The sequence below is a fragment of the Anaerococcus hydrogenalis DSM 7454 genome (assembly GCF_000173355.1).
Classification (GTDB): Bacteria; Bacillota; Clostridia; order Tissierellales; family Peptoniphilaceae; genus Anaerococcus; species Anaerococcus hydrogenalis.
This window is the reverse complement of record NZ_ABXA01000040.1, coordinates 1-16,811: the sequence shown is the minus strand read 5'-3', so window position 1 is coordinate 16,811 and position 16,811 is coordinate 1. Positions and strand designations below refer to the sequence as shown.

Genomic DNA, 16,811 nt, shown 5'->3' with positions numbered 1-16,811 from the left:
TATCAGGTGGAGAATTTAAATTTTTATATTTGATTTTACTTCTATTTACTGATAAAAATTATACTTATTAGATGAACCTTTTAATGAACTTGACAAAGAAAAGCAAAATACATAGCGAATCTAATCAAAGATTTAAACAAAAATGGCAAAAAAATAATAATAACCAACCACTATGATTTGGGATTATTTGAAGAAAAGATATGAAAAAAATAAGGCTATTAGACCATACAGTCTAAATAGTCCCAGTCTGTTGACAAACTAAAAATTTTCCCATTTCGAGCGAACGTAGTGAGTCGAGAAATCTAATGAGATCTCTCCGTGCGTTCGTTTCACTCACTTAGTCGAGATGGTACGTAGCTTAATTTTTATTTTAAAATAAATTATTATCTACATTCATACTTTGTATACGCTCTGGCTGGAAAGTTATTTTCCAGCTTATTTTTTTAAAAATTTTCCTTTATTTAAAAAAAGCTCTGATTGTGTTAAAATAGAAGAATACTGAGAAGTATTTATTATAATAAAAGCCTTAATTTTAGGCTTTATGTAAGTGGAGGTATTATGAAAAAAATTGGTAAGGTTTTATTGGCCTTCTTGCTGGTAATTGGTATTGGATTTACAGGTTTTACCCTTGGTAAAAATTCTTCCAAAGATAGCCCCTTATTATCACAAGAAAACCAAAAACATATGGCTCAAATGGAAGCTATGAAAGAGTTAATAGATGAAAATTTCCTTTTCGATTATGATGAAAAACAATTGTATGATGGATCTTTGAAGGGAATGTTTGAGAATTTGAAAGATCCCTATACAGCTTATTATACAAAAGATGAATTTGAAAAGCTTATGGAAGGTGTAAACGGAAAGTATGCTGGAATTGGAGTTGCCGTTCAAGCAAGCGATGAAGGTTATATTAAGGCAATTTCTGTTTTTGATGAATCCCCTGCCAAAAAAGCTGGTATAAAAGTTGGAGACTATATTACAAAGGTTGATGGAGAGAGTTATTCTGCTGATCAATTAGAAGAAGCTGTTTCAAAAATGAGGGGAAATATTGGAGAAAAAGTTAAACTCACAGTTTTAAGAAAAAATGACAAGGAAAAGGCTGAGGAAAAAGAAATAGAAGTCGAAAGAGCTAATGTCAAAGTTGATACTGTGGATAGCAAGGTAGTAGAAAAAGATGACAAGAAAATTGGTTATTTAAGAGTTAAAGAATTTGAAGATGTAACCAAGGAAGAATTTGCCAAAGAATTAAAGTCTTTAAAAGATCAAAATGTTGATGGAATAGTTATGGATCTTAGAAATAATCCTGGTGGAAGTCTTGATGTATGTCTTGCAATTGCTGATACATTCTTGGATGAGGGAGTTATAGTTTCAACTGTTGATAAAAAAGGTAAGGAGATAGTTGAAAAAAGTGATAAGGATATGGACAAGACTCCTATGACTGTCCTTATTAATGAAAATTCTGCCTCAGCATCAGAAATCTTAGCAGGTGCTTTTAAGGATAGAGGCAGGGCAAAAATTGTCGGAAAAACTTCTTTTGGTAAGGGCATAGTTCAAAAACTTTTCCCACTTGAAGATGGATCTGGGGTTAAAATTACAATTAGCGAATATTTTACTCCAAATAAAACAAAGATTCACAAAATAGGTGTAAAACCAGATATAGAGGTTGAAAATAAAGATAATGATAGCTTAGATATAGAAAATCTTGATAAGGACGACCAATTTAATAAGGCTATGGATACATTATTAGAAGAAATTAAGGGGTGATATTATGAACAGCTACAATAGCGAATTAAGGATAAAAGAGCTAAATGAACTTTTAGAAAAAAAAGATATTACTGCTTTAAAGGATTCTTTAAGAAGGACAAACCCGGTAGACATAGAAGAATTTATGTCTGAGCTTGACAATGAGCAAAGTTTGATTGTTTATAGACTTCTTAGAAAAGATGATGCTGCAGAAGTATTTGCAGAATTAAAACATGATGGCAAGCACAGACTTCTAACATCAATCACAGACCCAGAGCTTGATGCAATTGTAACAGCTTTAAACTTTGATGATGTGATTGATACCTTGGAAGAAATGCCAGCAACTGTTGTAAAAAGAATTTTGAGAAATTCTGATTCAGAAATGAGAAAAAGAGTAAATCAATTCTTACAATTTCCAGAAGATTCTGCTGGAAGTTTGATGACAACAGAATTTATAGAAGTAAATCCACAGATGACCTGCCAAAAAGTTTTGGAAAGGATAAAAAGAGTAGGAACAAGTAGTGCAACAATTTATACTTGCTATGTAACAGACAAAACAAAATCATTGTTGGGATATGTTTCTTTGAGAATGATTGTAACAAGTCCATCAGATACAAAAGTAAAAGATTTGATGTATGAGGATGTAATCAGCGTTGAGGCTTACGAAGACCAAGAAGAAGTTGCTAAAACTTTTAGAAGGTATGGTTTTACTGCTCTTCCAGTTGTAGATAGCGAAAGAAGATTAATAGGGATAATCACAGTTGATGATATCATGGATGTAATGGAGTTAGAAACAACAGAAGACTTCCAAAGAATGGCTGGTACAACACCAGATGAAGAAGAATACTCAACAACATCTGCCTTGAAACTTGCAAAAAACAGATTGCCTTGGCTAATGTTTTTGATGGTTTCTGCATCATTTACATCAACAATTTTAAAGTCAAGTCAAAAAGTAATAGAATCAATAATTGCCCTTAACATGTTCATCCCAATGCTAACAGACTCAGGTGGAAACGCAGGAAGTCAATCATCAACCTTGGTTATCCGTGGTATGGCAACAGGAGATGTAGATTTAAAAAATTGGTTTAAAGTTGTAGGAAAAGAATTTGAAGTAGGTGTAATAGTAGGAGTAGTTATGTCACTTCTAGCATTTTTAAAATGCTTATTATTTGATGGAGTTGACATGGAAGTTGCTGCTATAGTTGCAATCACAATTTTTGTAATAATAATTATAGCAAAAGTTGTAGGTGCCCTACTACCAATGGGAGCCAAAAAATTAGGATTTGACCCAGCAATAATGGCAAGTCCACTAATAACAACCATAGTAGACTCAATAGGATTAATTTGCTATTTTGAAGTTGCAAAAATAATTATGGGAATATAAAAAATAAGCTTACTTTAATTAGTAAGCTCAGAGCGTAGACAAAGTAAGAATGTAGATAATATTTTATTTTATAATAAAAATTAAGCTACGTACCATCTCGACTAGATAAATATGCCTTGATTTGGCATATTTATCCCTAAAACTAAGTGCTAAATCACGAAGAAATTTTCGTAGCAAACATGTTTTAGTGTGAGTGAAACGAACGCACGGAGAGATCTCATGAGATTTCTCCACTCACTACGTTCGGTCGAAATGGTTAAATTTTTAGTTTGTCAACAGTCTGAGCTTACTTTAATTAGTGAGCTTTTTTATTTGATAAATTAAGTAAAAAAGATATCACTTAACATGATTTGCTAAAGATTAAATTTAACCTTTAGAATTAAATAATCCATGAGATCTCTCGACAAGCTCGAGATGGGTAACTATCTTATTTTCTAAATTTCTAAAGGCTATAGATTCTATAATTATATTTTCAAATAAATCATAACTTACAATATTTACTAAAGTAAGTAGATTTTATAAATTTCATTCAAAATTTATTTTAGTATTAGATTACTTTAGTCATTAAATCCAAAAAAGAATTAACTCATCTCGAGCCTAGCCGAGAGATCTCTATCATATGATTAGCTAAAGTTTAAATTTAACCTTTAGAAATACATAATTCATGAGATCTCTCGACAAGCTCGAGATGGGTAACTATCTTATTTTCTTAATTGCTAAAGGCTTATAGATTCTATAATTATATTTTCAAATAAATCATAACTTACAATATTTACTAAAGTAAGTATATTTTATAAATATCATTCAAAACTTATTTTAGTATTAAATTACTTTAGTCATTAAATCCAAAAAGAATTAACCCATCTCGAGCCTAGTCGAGAGATCTCTTAAATTGTATTTGCTATATTTTAAATTTATTTTCAGATTTACATAAGCAATCTAATCTTTTTTTTAAATATAGCAAAAAAATACTGGATAAGAAAATCAATCTTCTTATCCAGTCTAATTTTTATTCTTCTTCGCTATTTTCTTCTTCTAATTCTTCTTTTATTTCTTCGTGAACTGCTTGTTTTATTTCTTTATTATCAATAATAGATCTTTCTGCAAGTCTATTTAGTTTATCTTTTTCCATTTTTCCGAAATCTTCAAACTCATCTAATTTTCTTCTTGTAAGAACTGAAATTGCAAATCTTCTTCTCATTTCTCTTTTTATTTCTTCTTTTTCTCTAAACCAAGCTATTACCAAAATTATAGTTAGTGCAAGTCCTAGGTATCCTAAGATTGGATAAAGGATGGACATTAACTTTTTAAAGCCCATAAAGGAAAGCCCAAATCCTATTAGGGTAAATATTACTAGGTTTCTTCTAAATTTATTTTCTGTATTTGAAAATCTTCTTGCTGCTGAATAAAATAGGGAAATTGATGAGTTAAAAATCATTCCAAAGATTATTAGAGACATCAAAAGTCCAAGAATTGGATGGATATTTTGCAAAACAACTTGCATTGGTATATCTGAATCTTTTACTATTGGTAGGGTGAAAAATAAGGTAAATCCTACAAGGGCTGTAAGAATTGCAACCATTAATCCCCCAAACATTCCACCAAGTCCAGCCTCTGCTGAATCAGTTTTACTACCTCCAAGAACAAAGGCCATGGAAATTCCACTTATCATACATAAACCAAAATAATTTAGGGTAGATAGGATAGGATTTGGTAGGGGAGATAAGACAGATTTTCCAATTTTATCTAAACTTTGCCAATCAGGACTTATTGTTAGGAATGTATAAATTGATCCAACAACTGCAAATAAAATTATTAAAGGGGTAAAGGCTCCTATTACTTGAGTAACCTTATCAAAGTCTAACATTCCTATAAAAATAATTAAGAGTGTACAAATTAAAGAACCTACCCAAGGTTTAAAGCCAAATTGTTGATTTAAATTTGACCCTGCTCCTGCAATCATAACAAAGCCCATCAAAAAACAATTTATTACTAGGGCCCAATCCATAAATTTTCCTACATACTTATTTGAAATTTCATCTATTACATCTATATGACTTTCTGCAAGATAATGTGATCCTAGTTGAAGTATTATTCCTCCAACTAAAATATGAAAAATTCCTATAAATCCTAGACCAAATAGTCCAGAAATTCCAAAGGACACAAAATATTGCATAAGTTCTTGACCACTGGCAAGTCCTGCCCCGGTCAATACGCCTACATAGGCGAGCATTACACTTATAGTTTTTTTGTTCATTATTTCTCCTTTTTACTTATTAAATAAAAGTTTTTTCTTTTAAAAATAAAAGTGCTGGACTTACCAACACTTTTATTTTTAAGAAAATTGGTTAATTACAACTTTTGGTATGATTTTTTCTATTTCTTCTCTTGTTGGAAGATCTAGAACTTCTGCAGTAGCTGTTGCAGCTGCTACTGCTACCTTGTAAGCCTCTAGAGTATCGCTTGTTCTTGCCAAAGTTCCTATAAATCCACTAATCATAGCATCACGACAAGCAACTGAATTAACTACTTCGTTTACGTGGATTTCTTCTGAAATGTATGAATGTCCATCTTTTGAGAAGAACATTGATCCTTTTTTACCATAAGATACTATGGCATTTTGGGCTCCCATTTCAATTATTTTTTTACCGTATTTATCCATATCTTCAATTGTTTCGATTTTTTTCACCAAAAATTTCCATCAAGTCGTCTACATTTGGTTTTACAAGGATTGGTCCTTCTTTTATAACATCTGGTAAATATTTTGCAGGAATATCTGCTATAAAGTTTGCCTTGTTTGCCTTTGCTATTGAAACCATTCTTGAATAAATATCTTCATCAGCTTTTTCTTCCATTGGAGGAATTGACCCACCCATAACAATGGTATCTCCTTCTCCAACTCTAGATAAATAATATAATAGTTCATCTACTTCATAGTGGCTTATATTTGGTCCTTTTGAATTTATTGTTGTTTCTTCATTGTTTACAAGAAGTTTTATATTAGTCCTATTTGCTTCTTCAATTTCTACAAAATCTGTCATGATATTTTCTTTATCAAGCCATTCTTTGATAAATTCTCCTTGGTGGCCACCTATAAATCCTGTTGCTACAGTCGGAATTTGTAATTGAGAAAGAACTCTAGAAACATTTAGGGCCTTTCCTCCTGGTAGGGTAAATTCGTCTGTAACATGGTTTTTATTACCAATATTAAGGTTTTTCACTTCCAAAAATACATCCACAGATGGGTTTAGTGTAACTGTGTAAATCATAATTCCTCCATTAATTTAATCTTTTCTAATCTTTTTTAATTTTTTATACCCTAAAATCGTAAATTGCTTCTATAACTTCTTCCATATGAAGCCCTCTAGATCCTTTTACAAAAACCAGAGTAGATTTTGTTATTAGAAGTTTTAATTTATCGATTAGGTCGTTTTTGTTTTCAAAGTAGAAGCTTCTATCTTGTGGGAAATTTTCTAAACTGGCCCTATACATTTCCTTGCAAAGAGGTCCAAAAAATAGGCAATAATTTATTTTTTTTGGATCAATATCAAGGCCAGACTTGTAGTGGAGATTTAATTCATCATCCCCTAGCTCAAGCATATCTCCCAAAACTACAATTTTATTTAAGTATCCATCCAAAAATCCAGCAAGCTCAAGACCTTGTTTTAATGATTGAGGATTTGATTTGTAGGCATCATCAAGAATGTCAAAGCCGTCTCTTTCAATTAATTCATTCCTATTGGCATTGTTTGATGATTTTGAAAGCCCCACTTTAATTTGATCATAAGATAGGTCAAATAATTTTCCAATCAAAACTGCTAGGGCACCATTATAAACTTGGTGGGAACCTAGTAAGGGAACTGAATAATTTTCATCCTTGTAGGAAAAATTTGTTGATGTACTTGTATATTCTCTAGCTTCAACCTTAAAATCAACCTTATCTCCCATACCAAAGGATATAGTTTTTTGTTTTATATCATATGATGGTAGGACTTTTTTTAAGATTTCATCATCGCCATTATATAAAAATATTCCATCATCTTTTAGGCCTTCAAGAATTTCAAGTTTTGCCTTGGCAATTCCTTCCCTTGTTTTTAATTTTAAAAGATGGGCATCACCGATATTTGTAATCATTGCCATATCAGGCCTTGCTATATTTGTCAAAACAGAAATTTCTCCAAAATCATCTGTTCCCATTTCAACAACTCCAATATCAGTATCTTCTGAAAAATCTAAAATTGTAAGGGGAAGACCTATTTCATTATTTAAATTTCCATGAGTTTTTTCTACCTTATATTTTTCTGATAGGACTGAATGGATAATATTTTTGCTGGTTGTCTTACCATTTGATCCTGTTATAGCTATAATTTTTATATCAAGCTTTTTTCTATAGGCCCTTGCCAAATCTCTTAGGGCTTTTTGTGTATCATCTACTATAATATAAGGAATATTAATTGATTTTGGAATTTTAAAATTTTTGTCAATCAAAAAGGCAGGTGATCCTGCGTTTTGACATTCTTCAATAAAGATTCTTCCGTCAAATTTCTCCCCAACAATGGGAATATAGAGCATATCTTTTTTTATAGTTCTTGAATCGATTGATACACCCTTGATTTTCACATGGCCATATTCAGGATCAGAAATTTCCCCACCAAGCATTTTAGAAATTTGATCTAGACTTCTTTCAATCATTTAAATCTCCTTTTTTGAAAACTTTTAAATCCTTCTTCAATTAACATATTTAAAATTTCTTCAAATTCAAGATTAAAGCTAATTTTACAGAGTCTTGCAAAAAATGAAGTAGGAGTAAAACCTGGGAAGGTATTAATTTCGTTTATATAAAATTTATTGTCTTTCAAAAATATATCAACCCTTGCAAAACCTTGACATCCACAAGCCTTGTAGCATTTTTTTGCAAATTCTAAAAGCTCTTTTTCAAGATTTTCATCAATAGGATAAGGAAGCTCTTCCTTAGTAGATTTGTCAAAATATTTTGCATCATAATCAAGGAAGGTGTGATCTGTAGTGTAAGCACCAGGTTTTGATGCCATTAATTCATTTTCACCAATTACAGCAATTTCAACTTCTTGACCTATAATTGCCTCTTCAACCAAGATTTTCTCGTCATATTTTAAGGCTTCTTTTCCAAATTTTAAAAGTTCTTCTATATTTTCAGCCTTATTTACACCAACAGATGATCCATTTGCTGATGGTTTTACAATCATAGGGAATTTAATATATTCTTGGCATTTTTTTGCAAAATCTTCATTAAAAGTTTCTTCCTTTGCATAAAGATACCTAGCTTGAGATAATTTATTTTTTTCAAAAATGTCATTTGCAGTAACCTTGTCCATACAAACTGATGATGATAAGAGTCCATTTCCTATGTAGGCCATGTCAATTGCATCCAAAAATCCTTGAATTGTACCATCTTCACCATAAGTTCCGTGAATACAAGGAATGATTATAGTATTATCCTTATCCTTATCTTTTAATTCTAAAAGAAAGTCAGAAATTGATTCTAGAATATTTTCCTTACAAGTCTTTACAAGATCAAATTCATCATCTGTATCTATAAAATCAAAGGCCTTTGAAAACCTGCCTTTTTTGTCAACATATACAAGTTTTAACTTATATTTTTCTTTGTTTAAATTTTTTGAAATATTAAGGGCACTTCTTAAAGCTATATCATGCTCACTTGAAGGTCCACCACATAATAAATAAGTATTAATCATTTGTCTCTCCATCTAATTTTATATAAAAATTTTACTACATATGAGAAATTAGAGCAAATAAAAGGCAAATGAAATAAGAAAAAATAAATATTTGTCAAGATTCTTTTGATTTTTATACTTTTATTTTTCAAAACGAGTATAATGTTTTTAGAAAATAAAAATAGGAGGGTTTATGAAATACGAAGATTTACAACCAAAAGAAGTTTTTCATTGGTTTAAAGAAATATCAAATATACCAAGAGAAAGTGGAAATGAAAAAGGAATTTCAGATTTTTTAGTTAATTTTGCAAAAGAAAGAAATTTAGAATATTGGCAAGATGATGTTTTAAATGTATATATAAAGAAAGAAGCAAAAAAAAGGCTGTGAAGATTATCCAGAAATTTTACTTCAAGGCCATATGGATATGGTAGCTGTAAAGGAAAAGGATTCTAACCATGATTTCTCCAAAGATCCTATAGAACTTCTTGTAGAAGGGGATTGGGTTACAGCAAACAAAACAACCCTTGGGGCTGATGATGGCATGGCAATAGCTTATGCCCTTGCAATTTTAGATAATGATGAAATTAATCACGGACCTATAGCAGCTTTGATTACAACAGGCGAAGAAACATCAATGGTTGGTGTAAACAATCTTGATACTAAAAAATTAGGAAATCCAAAATATCTTCTAAACATTGACAGTGAAGAAGAAGGTATCCTTACAATAGGCTGTGCAGGTGGAATGGATATTAAATTCTCTTTTGAAAAAGAATACGAAAAAGCAAATGGAGAATTCATTTCAATAGAATTTAAAAATTTCCAAGGTGGCCACTCAGGAATGGAAATTGATAAATTTAGACTAAATGCTATCAAGGGACTTGTAAGGGTAATTGACACTCTTGATTCATATAAAATTGCAAAAATTGAAGGTGGAGTAAAAAGAAATGCCATCCCTTCTCATTCATATGCAATAGTAGAAGTGGAAAATGCTAAAGAAGCAATTAAAAAATTAGAAGAAGTAAAAGAAAATATCCTACATGAATACAAAAATTCAGATCCAAATGGACAAATTATAATAGAAGAATGCTCTTATGATGGGGAAGTTTTCACAAAAGAATTATCAGAAAAAATAGTAAATGCAAATCTAATTATTGCTGATGGTCCTGTTAAAAAATTTGATGGATCAATGGTTACAAGTTCAAATCTTGGCTTAATTGAAGAAGATGAAAAAAATATAACATTTGTAGTACTTGCAAGAAGTGAGCTAACAAGTGCAAAAAGATTTAGGCGTGATGTTATAAAAAGACAAGTTGAACTTTTTGGAGCAAAAGTTTCATCTGATAATGAATACCCAGGTTGGGAAAGAGAAGATAGCGAATTATTAGAGAAAATGGTAAAAGTTTGGGAAAATTTATATGGTAAAAAACCTGAAATTTTAACAACCCACGGTGGACTTGAATGTGGACTTTTAAAACAAGATATGAAAGAAACTCAAATGGTTTCATTTGGTCCTGAAATCGAAGGTGCTCACTCACCAGAAGAAAGAGTAAATATAAAATCTACAGAAAATAATTATAAATTCTTAATAGAATTATTAAAAGAGTTAAGATAAAACAAAGAGGCTTCGGCCTCTTTTATATTTATATAAATAATATGTATAAAACAAGCTTGTTAATTTTCTATTTCATGTTATAATGTTTACAGAAAGGAAATCATTTTCTAAAATTTAAGATAATTTATTGTCGAAGTAAATCGTTGTATTATTATGGGAAAACGTGTATAATAAATATAGCGAGTTAAGGTCTTGAGTTTAAAAAATATAGACTGATAATATTTATTTATCAACAAAAATATGGAGGAGTTATGTACGAGGAAAAAGTCACATTAGTGAATGAAATCGGTTTACATGCAAGACCTGCTTCTATTTTTATTAGAGAAGCTGTTAAGCATGGATGCGATATAAACGTTGAAAAAGATGGTAGAGTTTATAATGCCAAATCAATTATGTCCGTGCTTTCAATGAGCGCTGGCAAGGGTGAAGAAATTACTATAAAGGCCCAAGGTGAAGGCGAACAAGAAGCTGTAAAAAGCTTGGTAGATTTAATAGAAAATGAACTAACAAATTATTAGTTGAAAATAATCATATTAAAAATAAAATAATTACTTATAAGGACACTTTTAATTAAAAGTGTTTTTTCTTTGTGAAAATTTTAAAATTATACTGAAAAATAAGAACAATAAATTTAAGATGAAATCTTTTATCAGATGTTAGGATTTCAAGTTTTGACAATTCGTACTAAAGTAGTATACTTTTTAATGGATATAAGATTTATTTTCTCGAAAATTATAAGAAGAGGTACAAAATGAAAGAATTATTAAAAGTTGAAAATTTACATGTTTCAGTTGGAGATACTGAAATATTAAAAGGAATAGATTTAAAGGTAAATGCTGGGGAAGTGCATGTAATAATGGGTTCAAATGGATCAGGAAAATCTACATTTATGAATTCAATCATGGCTAATCCAATTTACGATGTAACAGAAGGAAAAATATTTTTTGAAGGAGAAGATATAACAGACCTTACAACTGATCAAAGAGCAAGGGCTGGAATTTTTATGTCTTTCCAATCACCAGATGCAATAAATGGTGTAAAACTTAGAGATTTCTTAAAACAAGCTAAAGAAGAAGTTACAGGTAAAAAACCATCAATTTTAGGCTTTAATAAGGAACTTAAAAAAGAAATGGATGATTTAAAATTATCTGAAGAATATGCAAACAGATATGTAAATGTAGGATTTTCTGGTGGAGAAAGAAAAAAATCAGAAATTTTACAACTTAAAATGTTAAATCCAAAACTTGCCATGCTTGATGAGACTGACTCAGGACTTGACGTTGATGCAGTAAGAATTGTAAGTGAAGGAATCAAAAATTATTTAAGCGAAGATAATGCAGTAATAGTTGTAACTCACCACAATGAATTATTAGAAAATATAGATGTAGATTATGTTCACGTTTTAAAAGATGGAGTAATTAAGGAAACATCTGATGCAAGCCTAATGGAAAAAATCGAAAAAGAAGGATATGAGTGGGTTTAAAATGACAGAAAAAAATTTGATGAATCAACCTTTAAGGATATAGATAGGGGTATTTATGATGTCATTGACAAATTTGAATACTCAGATATATCCGATAAGGGTTTGAATAAAGAAATAGTAGAAGAATTATCAAGAAAGAAAAATGAACCAGAATGGATGTTAAAAAGAAGACTTCAATCTCTTTTGATTTTTGAACAAACAGAAAATCCATCATGGGGACCAGACCTTTCAGAATTAAATATGGCAGATATAACAACTTATGTTAAGCCAAAAACTGACAAAAAAAGCAATTGGGATGCCCTACCAGAAGAAATTAAAGATACTTTTGATAGGCTAGGAATACCTCAAGCTGAGCAAGAATCTCTTGCAGGAGTTGGGGCCCAATACGACAGTGAGGAAGTTTATCATTCAATTCAAAAACACTTGTCAGACCAAGGGGTAATTTTTACAGATTTTGATACAGCCTTAAAAGAACACGAAGAAATTGTTCATAAATATTTCCAAAGAGCAATTCCACCAACCCTACACAAATATGCAGCTCTTCACGGTGCAGTTTGGTCAGGAGGATCTTTAATTTATGTACCAAAGGGAGTAAATGTAGATATTCCTCTCCAATCATATTATAGGTTAAACGCTCCAGGAGCTGGACAATTTGAACACACAATGATTATTGCTGAAGAAGGAGCAAAAGTTCATTTTATAGAAGGATGTTCTGCTCCAAAATATAATGTTGTAAATCTTCACGCAGGAAGTGTAGAAATTTTTGTTCACAAGGATGCTGAAGTAAGATTTTCTACAATAGAAAACTGGTCAAGAAATATGTACAACCTTAATACAAAAAGGGCAATAGTTGAAGAAAATGGTCAAGTTGAATGGATTTCTGGATCATTTGGTTCTAAAGTTTCTATGCTTTATCCAACCACAATTTTAAATGGAGAAGGAGCAAGAGCTGAATATACAGGAATAACTTATGCATCAAACGGTCAATATATCGATAATGGTTGTTCAATGATTCATAACGCCCCAAACACTTATTCAACAGCTCTTACAAAATCTATTACTCAAGGAAATGGAAAATCTATGACAAGGTCTTTTGTAAAAATTGGAAAAAAAGCAAAAGGATCAAAGTCAACTGTAGATTGTGAAAACTTAATGTTATCACGTGAATCAAAATCAGATACAATTCCAACTCTTGATATAAGAAATGATGATGTAGATTGTGGACACGAAGCAAAAATTGGATCTCTTGATCAAAAACAAATATTTTATCTAATGAGCAGGGGAATTCCAGAAAACGAAGCAAAATCTATGATAGTAAGAGGATTTGCAGAGCCAGTTGCAAAAGAATTGCCACTAGAATATGCAGTTGAGATGAATAATTTGATTGATATGGAATTGGAAGGAGCAAATGGCTGATGGAAAAAGTAAATGTAATGAGAGAGCCTACTTGGTCATATACCAAGCTAAATTATAGTGAAAAAGCTCCAAGTTTAAATGAAAAAATAGGATATAAAAATTTAGAAAGCTCAAATAAAGAAAATAAATCTTTAGATGAAATTTTTAAGGAAAAGAATTATGGACTTTCACAAGCTTTCTTAGATGAGAATAAAAAATTTAATAATTTAGATATTTATAGGGATATTGATGGAGAAAAAGATTTAGAATTTATTAATTTAAATCTTGATCAAAAATCAAAACAACTTGTAAATAAAATTGATATAAATGCAAAAAAAGGATCAAAATCTTCATTTTTAGTTAATTTTTCTCAAAGTGAGGGAGATTCTTCCTACCTAAATTCTTTAATTAGGGTAAATCTTGAAGAAGATTCTTCTGTGAAGTTGGTTGTAGTTGTAGATTTATTAGAAAATTCTCTAAATTTACAACAAATTTCATCAATAATTGGTGATAGGGCAAATTTTGATATTTCCTATATTGAACTAGGCGCAGACAAGTCTTATGTAAATATAAGAAATTTCCTTGATGGAGAAGAATCAAATCTTGAAGAAAATGGAATTTATTTTAAAGAAAATGATGACTTTTTAGATATTGGTGCCTTCAATGACCATAAGGCAAAAGTTACAAAATCAAATTGTCTTTTCAATGGTGCCCTTAAGGGAAAAGCTGAAAAAAGATGGAAGGGTGTTGTTGATCTTAAAAGAGGATGCGAGCATGCTGATGGAAAAATCGGTGATTATGCTGTAATGCTTAGCCCTGATGCAATTAATAGGTCTGCTCCAGTTTTATTAAATGAAGAAAAGGACGTATCTGGAGAACACGCTGCAAGTGTAGGAAGATTTGATAAGGCCATGTTATTTTATATAATGAGCAGGGGTTTTTCTAAAAGAAAGGCTGAAAGTTTGATGCTTGAAGCTAATTTTGCTCCAACAATTGATAAAATTGACCATGATGAATTGAGAGAAAAAGTAAGATATAAAGTTCACTCAATGAATACGAGGGGTTAGGATGGATATAGAAAAAATAAGAAAAGAATTTCCATTTTTGGATGAAGAAAAAACTGGAAAAAAAGTTATTTATCTAGATTCAGCAGCAACTAGCCAAAGTCCTCTTTCAGTAATAAATGCCCAAGCTGATTATTACAAATATTCAAATGCAAATCCTCACAGGGGAGCTCATTTTTTATCATGGAAGGCAACAGAAGCTTTTGAAAATACCAGAAAAAAAGTTAAAGAATTTATAAATGCTAATAGGGATGAAGAAATAATTTATACAAGAAATGCAACAGAATCTTTAAACCTTGTGGCTTATTCTTATGCAAGTGAAAATTTAAAAAAAGGTGATGAAATTGTAATTTCAATTTTAGAACACCATGCAAATTTGGTTCCTTGGCAAAGGGTAGCTAAAGAAACTGGGGCAGTTTTAAAATATGTTTACCTAAATGATGATTATTCCTTAAATTACGATGAAGTAAAAGAAAAGATCACAGATAAAACAAAAATTGTTTCAATTACTGCCTCATCAAATGTTACAGGTGAGATGACAGATCAAAAATTAATAACAGAACTTGCCCACCAAGTTGGGGCGATTTCAATTGTTGATGCTTGTCAACTTGCTCCACACGGAAAAATTGATGTCAAAGATTTGGATTGTGATTTTCTTGCTTTTTCAGCCCACAAAATGTATGGACCAATGGGAATTGGAATTTTGTATGGAAAATATGACTTGCTTGATAAAATGAAACCATATAATCTTGGTGGAGATATGATTGAATATGTTTATGAACAAGAGTCTACTTTTGCAGCTCCTGCCCAAAAATTTGAAGCAGGAACCCAAGATGTTGGTGGAGTTGTAGGACTTTCTGCAGCAATTGATTTTATGAATGAAATTGGAGTGGAAAATATTTATAAGCATGAAAATGAGCTTGCAAGGTATGCTTATGAATTAATAAAAGATATTGACCATATAAAAGTATTTTTCCCAGAAAAAAGAAAAACAGGATCTGTTGTTTCTTTTACCTTTGATGATATTCACCCACATGATGTTGCAACAATTTTAGATATGAAAGGAATAGCTGTAAGAAGTGGTCACCATTGTGCTATGCCACTTCACACCTACCTTGATGTATCTTCAACTTGCAGAGCGTCATTTGCCATATATAATACTAAAGAGGAAGTAGAATATTTTGCAAAAGAGCTTAAAAATGTAAGAAAGGTGATGGGACTTTAATGGACTTAAATGATGTTTATACTCAAGTAATTTTAGAAAATTCAAGAAATCAAAAAATAAAAGAAATTTGGAAAATCCTGATATAAAAGAGCCAGGACACAATCCTTCATGTGGAGATGAAATTGTTTTGGAATTAAAACATGATGGAAATGTAATTACAGAGGCAGCTTTTACAGGACACGGTTGTGCCATAAGCCAAGCTGCAACTTCTGTTATGTGCGATGAAATTGTTGGAAAAACAATTGAAGAAGCAAAAGAGATGGCAAAAATTTATATAGGAATGATTAAAAGAGAAGATATTAGTGATGAAGATTTGGAAAAAATTGGAGATGCAGCAGCTTTCCAAAATATTTCAAATATGCCACAAAGGGTAAAATGTGCACTTTTATCTTGGAAAACCTTGGATGATGTTATAGAAAAAGATGTCAAATAATAATATTTTTAAAGATTCTAACTTATTAGAATTTGTAACAAGTACTATAACTTTTGTCCTTCTTATAATTCTAACAATAATTCAATTTGTAAATAACAAGCCCTTTTGGTGGATAATATTATTGGTAACTATAATTATGGGTGCCAATGCCTATCTTAAATATAAAAAATTTAAAGAAAACAAAAAGCATTCTTAGTTAATCTAGAATGCCCAGAGCGTAGACAAAGTATGAATTTAGATAATATTTTATTTTGAAATAAAATTAGGCTAAGTACCATCTCGACTAAGTGAGTGAAACGAACGCATGGAGAGATCTCATGAGATTTCTCGACTCACTACGTTCGCTCGAAACCTGCTAGGAAAAATCAAGTTTTTTTAAAAAAATTAAATAAATTTTTTACTAAATTTGACCATAGGAAATAAGCCCTCTTGTTTGGGCTTTTTTTTCTATTTTTTTATGCAGCTTTTTGTAATTCTTCCTTATTTTTTCCCCCATTACTTTTGCATAATATATTCTCAAAAACTTGTTTATTCCTGCTATATTTGATACTTTTTTTGCCTTGCCTTCTCTTTTCTTTTTTATTATATATTTATATACTGGATTGTTTTCTTCTTTTTGCTTTTTTCATTACATAAAAATTGCCATGTATAGTACTTTTCTTAGTATTGGGTTTCCTCTTTTGGATATTTTTTCTTTGTTTTTGCGCTAAAGTTTCCTGATTGATATGGTGGTGAATCTATCCCTGCAAATGATATTAGA

General features: G+C 30.7%; 14 protein-coding genes and 2 pseudogenes. 11 read left to right on the top strand and 5 right to left on the bottom strand.

Annotated features, from left to right (window positions below; translation table 11 throughout):
- Positions 1–558 precede the first annotated feature (558 nt).
- Entirely contained in the window at positions 559–1,761 is a 1,203-nt protein-coding gene (locus tag ANHYDRO_RS06895) for a S41 family peptidase (protein ID WP_004814963.1), read from the top strand.
- 4 nt (positions 1,762–1,765) lie between these two features.
- Complete coding sequence (gene mgtE / locus ANHYDRO_RS06890; RefSeq protein ID WP_004814960.1) at positions 1,766–3,124, top strand: magnesium transporter; 1,359 nt, start codon at positions 1,766–1,768, stop codon at positions 3,122–3,124.
- Between the two features lie 1,009 nt (positions 3,125–4,133).
- Here the strand turns inward: mgtE and ANHYDRO_RS06885 are convergent.
- From ANHYDRO_RS06885 to ANHYDRO_RS06870, 4 genes and pseudogenes are all read right to left on the bottom strand, one after another.
- Positions 4,134–5,381 (bottom strand): YkvI family membrane protein, encoded by a 1,248-nt coding sequence (locus ANHYDRO_RS06885; protein ID WP_004814958.1) that lies wholly within the window; start codon positions 5,379–5,381, stop codon positions 4,134–4,136.
- Between the two features lie 78 nt (positions 5,382–5,459).
- A pseudogene (locus ANHYDRO_RS11475) lies at positions 5,460–6,393 on the bottom strand (1-phosphofructokinase family hexose kinase).
- Between the two features lie 43 nt (positions 6,394–6,436).
- Positions 6,437–7,816: a UDP-N-acetylmuramoyl-tripeptide--D-alanyl-D-alanine ligase gene (locus tag ANHYDRO_RS06875; protein WP_004814951.1), complete on the bottom strand. Its 1,380-nt coding sequence runs from the start codon at positions 7,814–7,816 to the stop codon at positions 6,437–6,439.
- Positions 7,813–8,859, bottom strand: a complete 1,047-nt coding sequence (locus tag ANHYDRO_RS06870; RefSeq protein ID WP_039914341.1) for a D-alanine--D-alanine ligase family protein — start codon at positions 8,857–8,859, stop codon at positions 7,813–7,815. The genes ANHYDRO_RS06875 and ANHYDRO_RS06870 overlap by 4 nt, the downstream gene beginning before the upstream one ends.
- A gap of 172 nt (positions 8,860–9,031) precedes the next feature.
- Between ANHYDRO_RS06870 and ANHYDRO_RS11360 the strand changes: the two genes are divergently transcribed.
- The 9 genes and pseudogenes from ANHYDRO_RS11360 (at position 9,032) to ANHYDRO_RS06830 (ending at position 16,247) form a co-directional block, all read left to right on the top strand.
- The gene (locus ANHYDRO_RS11360; protein ID WP_004814947.1) at positions 9,032–9,226 is read left to right on the top strand and encodes a hypothetical protein; all 195 of its coding nucleotides are present in this window, start codon (positions 9,032–9,034) and stop codon (positions 9,224–9,226) included.
- Between the two features lie 31 nt (positions 9,227–9,257).
- Positions 9,258–10,451 carry a beta-Ala-His dipeptidase gene (gene pepD / locus ANHYDRO_RS06865; RefSeq protein WP_004814945.1) on the top strand — a complete coding sequence of 398 codons (1,194 nt, stop codon included), beginning with the start codon at positions 9,258–9,260 and terminating at the stop codon, positions 10,449–10,451.
- Between the two features lie 251 nt (positions 10,452–10,702).
- On the top strand, positions 10,703–10,969 hold the full coding sequence (locus ANHYDRO_RS06860; RefSeq protein ID WP_004814944.1) for an HPr family phosphocarrier protein: 267 nt from the start codon (positions 10,703–10,705) through the stop codon (positions 10,967–10,969).
- 233 nt (positions 10,970–11,202) lie between these two features.
- On the top strand, positions 11,203–11,934 hold the full coding sequence (gene sufC, locus ANHYDRO_RS09915) for a Fe-S cluster assembly ATPase SufC (protein ID WP_004814941.1): 732 nt from the start codon (positions 11,203–11,205) through the stop codon (positions 11,932–11,934).
- A gap of 39 nt (positions 11,935–11,973) precedes the next feature.
- Positions 11,974–13,350 (top strand): Fe-S cluster assembly protein SufB, encoded by a 1,377-nt coding sequence (gene sufB, locus ANHYDRO_RS09910; RefSeq protein ID WP_039914338.1) that lies wholly within the window; start codon positions 11,974–11,976, stop codon positions 13,348–13,350.
- Positions 13,350–14,396 (top strand): SufD family Fe-S cluster assembly protein, encoded by a 1,047-nt coding sequence (locus ANHYDRO_RS06845; RefSeq protein ID WP_004814937.1) that lies wholly within the window; start codon positions 13,350–13,352, stop codon positions 14,394–14,396. The genes sufB and ANHYDRO_RS06845 overlap by 1 nt, the downstream gene beginning before the upstream one ends.
- Before the next feature lies 1 nt (position 14,397).
- Positions 14,398–15,618: an aminotransferase class V-fold PLP-dependent enzyme gene (locus tag ANHYDRO_RS06840; protein WP_004814936.1), complete on the top strand. Its 1,221-nt coding sequence runs from the start codon at positions 14,398–14,400 to the stop codon at positions 15,616–15,618.
- Positions 15,618–16,051: pseudogene (sufU, locus tag ANHYDRO_RS06835) on the top strand (Fe-S cluster assembly sulfur transfer protein SufU). Before ANHYDRO_RS06840 ends, sufU begins: the two are co-directional and overlap by 1 nt.
- Complete coding sequence (locus tag ANHYDRO_RS06830) at positions 16,041–16,247, top strand: hypothetical protein (protein WP_004814932.1); 207 nt, start codon at positions 16,041–16,043, stop codon at positions 16,245–16,247. The pseudogene sufU and the gene ANHYDRO_RS06830 overlap by 11 nt, the downstream one beginning before the upstream one ends.
- Before the next feature lie 432 nt (positions 16,248–16,679).
- Here the strand turns inward: ANHYDRO_RS06830 and ANHYDRO_RS09905 are convergent, their stop codons facing one another.
- Positions 16,680–16,739: a hypothetical protein gene (locus ANHYDRO_RS09905; protein WP_244261662.1), complete on the bottom strand. Its 60-nt coding sequence runs from the start codon at positions 16,737–16,739 to the stop codon at positions 16,680–16,682.
- Positions 16,740–16,811 lie beyond the last annotated feature (72 nt).

Excerpts from the sequence above, each read along its gene's own strand:
- pepD (WP_004814945.1), top strand. The coding sequence starts at position 9,258 with ATGGATATGGTAGCTGTAAAGGAAAAGGATTCTAACCATGATTTCTCC.
- ANHYDRO_RS06860 (WP_004814944.1), top strand. The coding sequence starts at position 10,703 with ATGTACGAGGAAAAAGTCACATTAGTGAATGAAATCGGTTTACATGCA.
- sufC (WP_004814941.1), top strand. The coding sequence starts at position 11,203 with ATGAAAGAATTATTAAAAGTTGAAAATTTACATGTTTCAGTTGGAGAT.
- ANHYDRO_RS11360 (WP_004814947.1), top strand. The coding sequence starts at position 9,032 with ATGAAATACGAAGATTTACAACCAAAAGAAGTTTTTCATTGGTTTAAA.
- ANHYDRO_RS06875 (WP_004814951.1), bottom strand. The coding sequence starts at position 7,816 with ATGATTGAAAGAAGTCTAGATCAAATTTCTAAAATGCTTGGTGGGGAA.
- ANHYDRO_RS06840 (WP_004814936.1), top strand. The coding sequence starts at position 14,398 with ATGGATATAGAAAAAATAAGAAAAGAATTTCCATTTTTGGATGAAGAA.
- mgtE (WP_004814960.1), top strand. The coding sequence starts at position 1,766 with ATGAACAGCTACAATAGCGAATTAAGGATAAAAGAGCTAAATGAACTT.
- ANHYDRO_RS06870 (WP_039914341.1), bottom strand. The coding sequence starts at position 8,859 with ATGATTAATACTTATTTATTATGTGGTGGACCTTCAAGTGAGCATGAT.
- ANHYDRO_RS06830 (WP_004814932.1), top strand. The coding sequence starts at position 16,041 with ATGTCAAATAATAATATTTTTAAAGATTCTAACTTATTAGAATTTGTA.
- ANHYDRO_RS06895 (WP_004814963.1), top strand. The coding sequence starts at position 559 with ATGAAAAAAATTGGTAAGGTTTTATTGGCCTTCTTGCTGGTAATTGGT.
- ANHYDRO_RS06885 (WP_004814958.1), bottom strand. The coding sequence starts at position 5,381 with ATGAACAAAAAAACTATAAGTGTAATGCTCGCCTATGTAGGCGTATTG.
- ANHYDRO_RS06845 (WP_004814937.1), top strand. The coding sequence starts at position 13,350 with ATGGAAAAAGTAAATGTAATGAGAGAGCCTACTTGGTCATATACCAAG.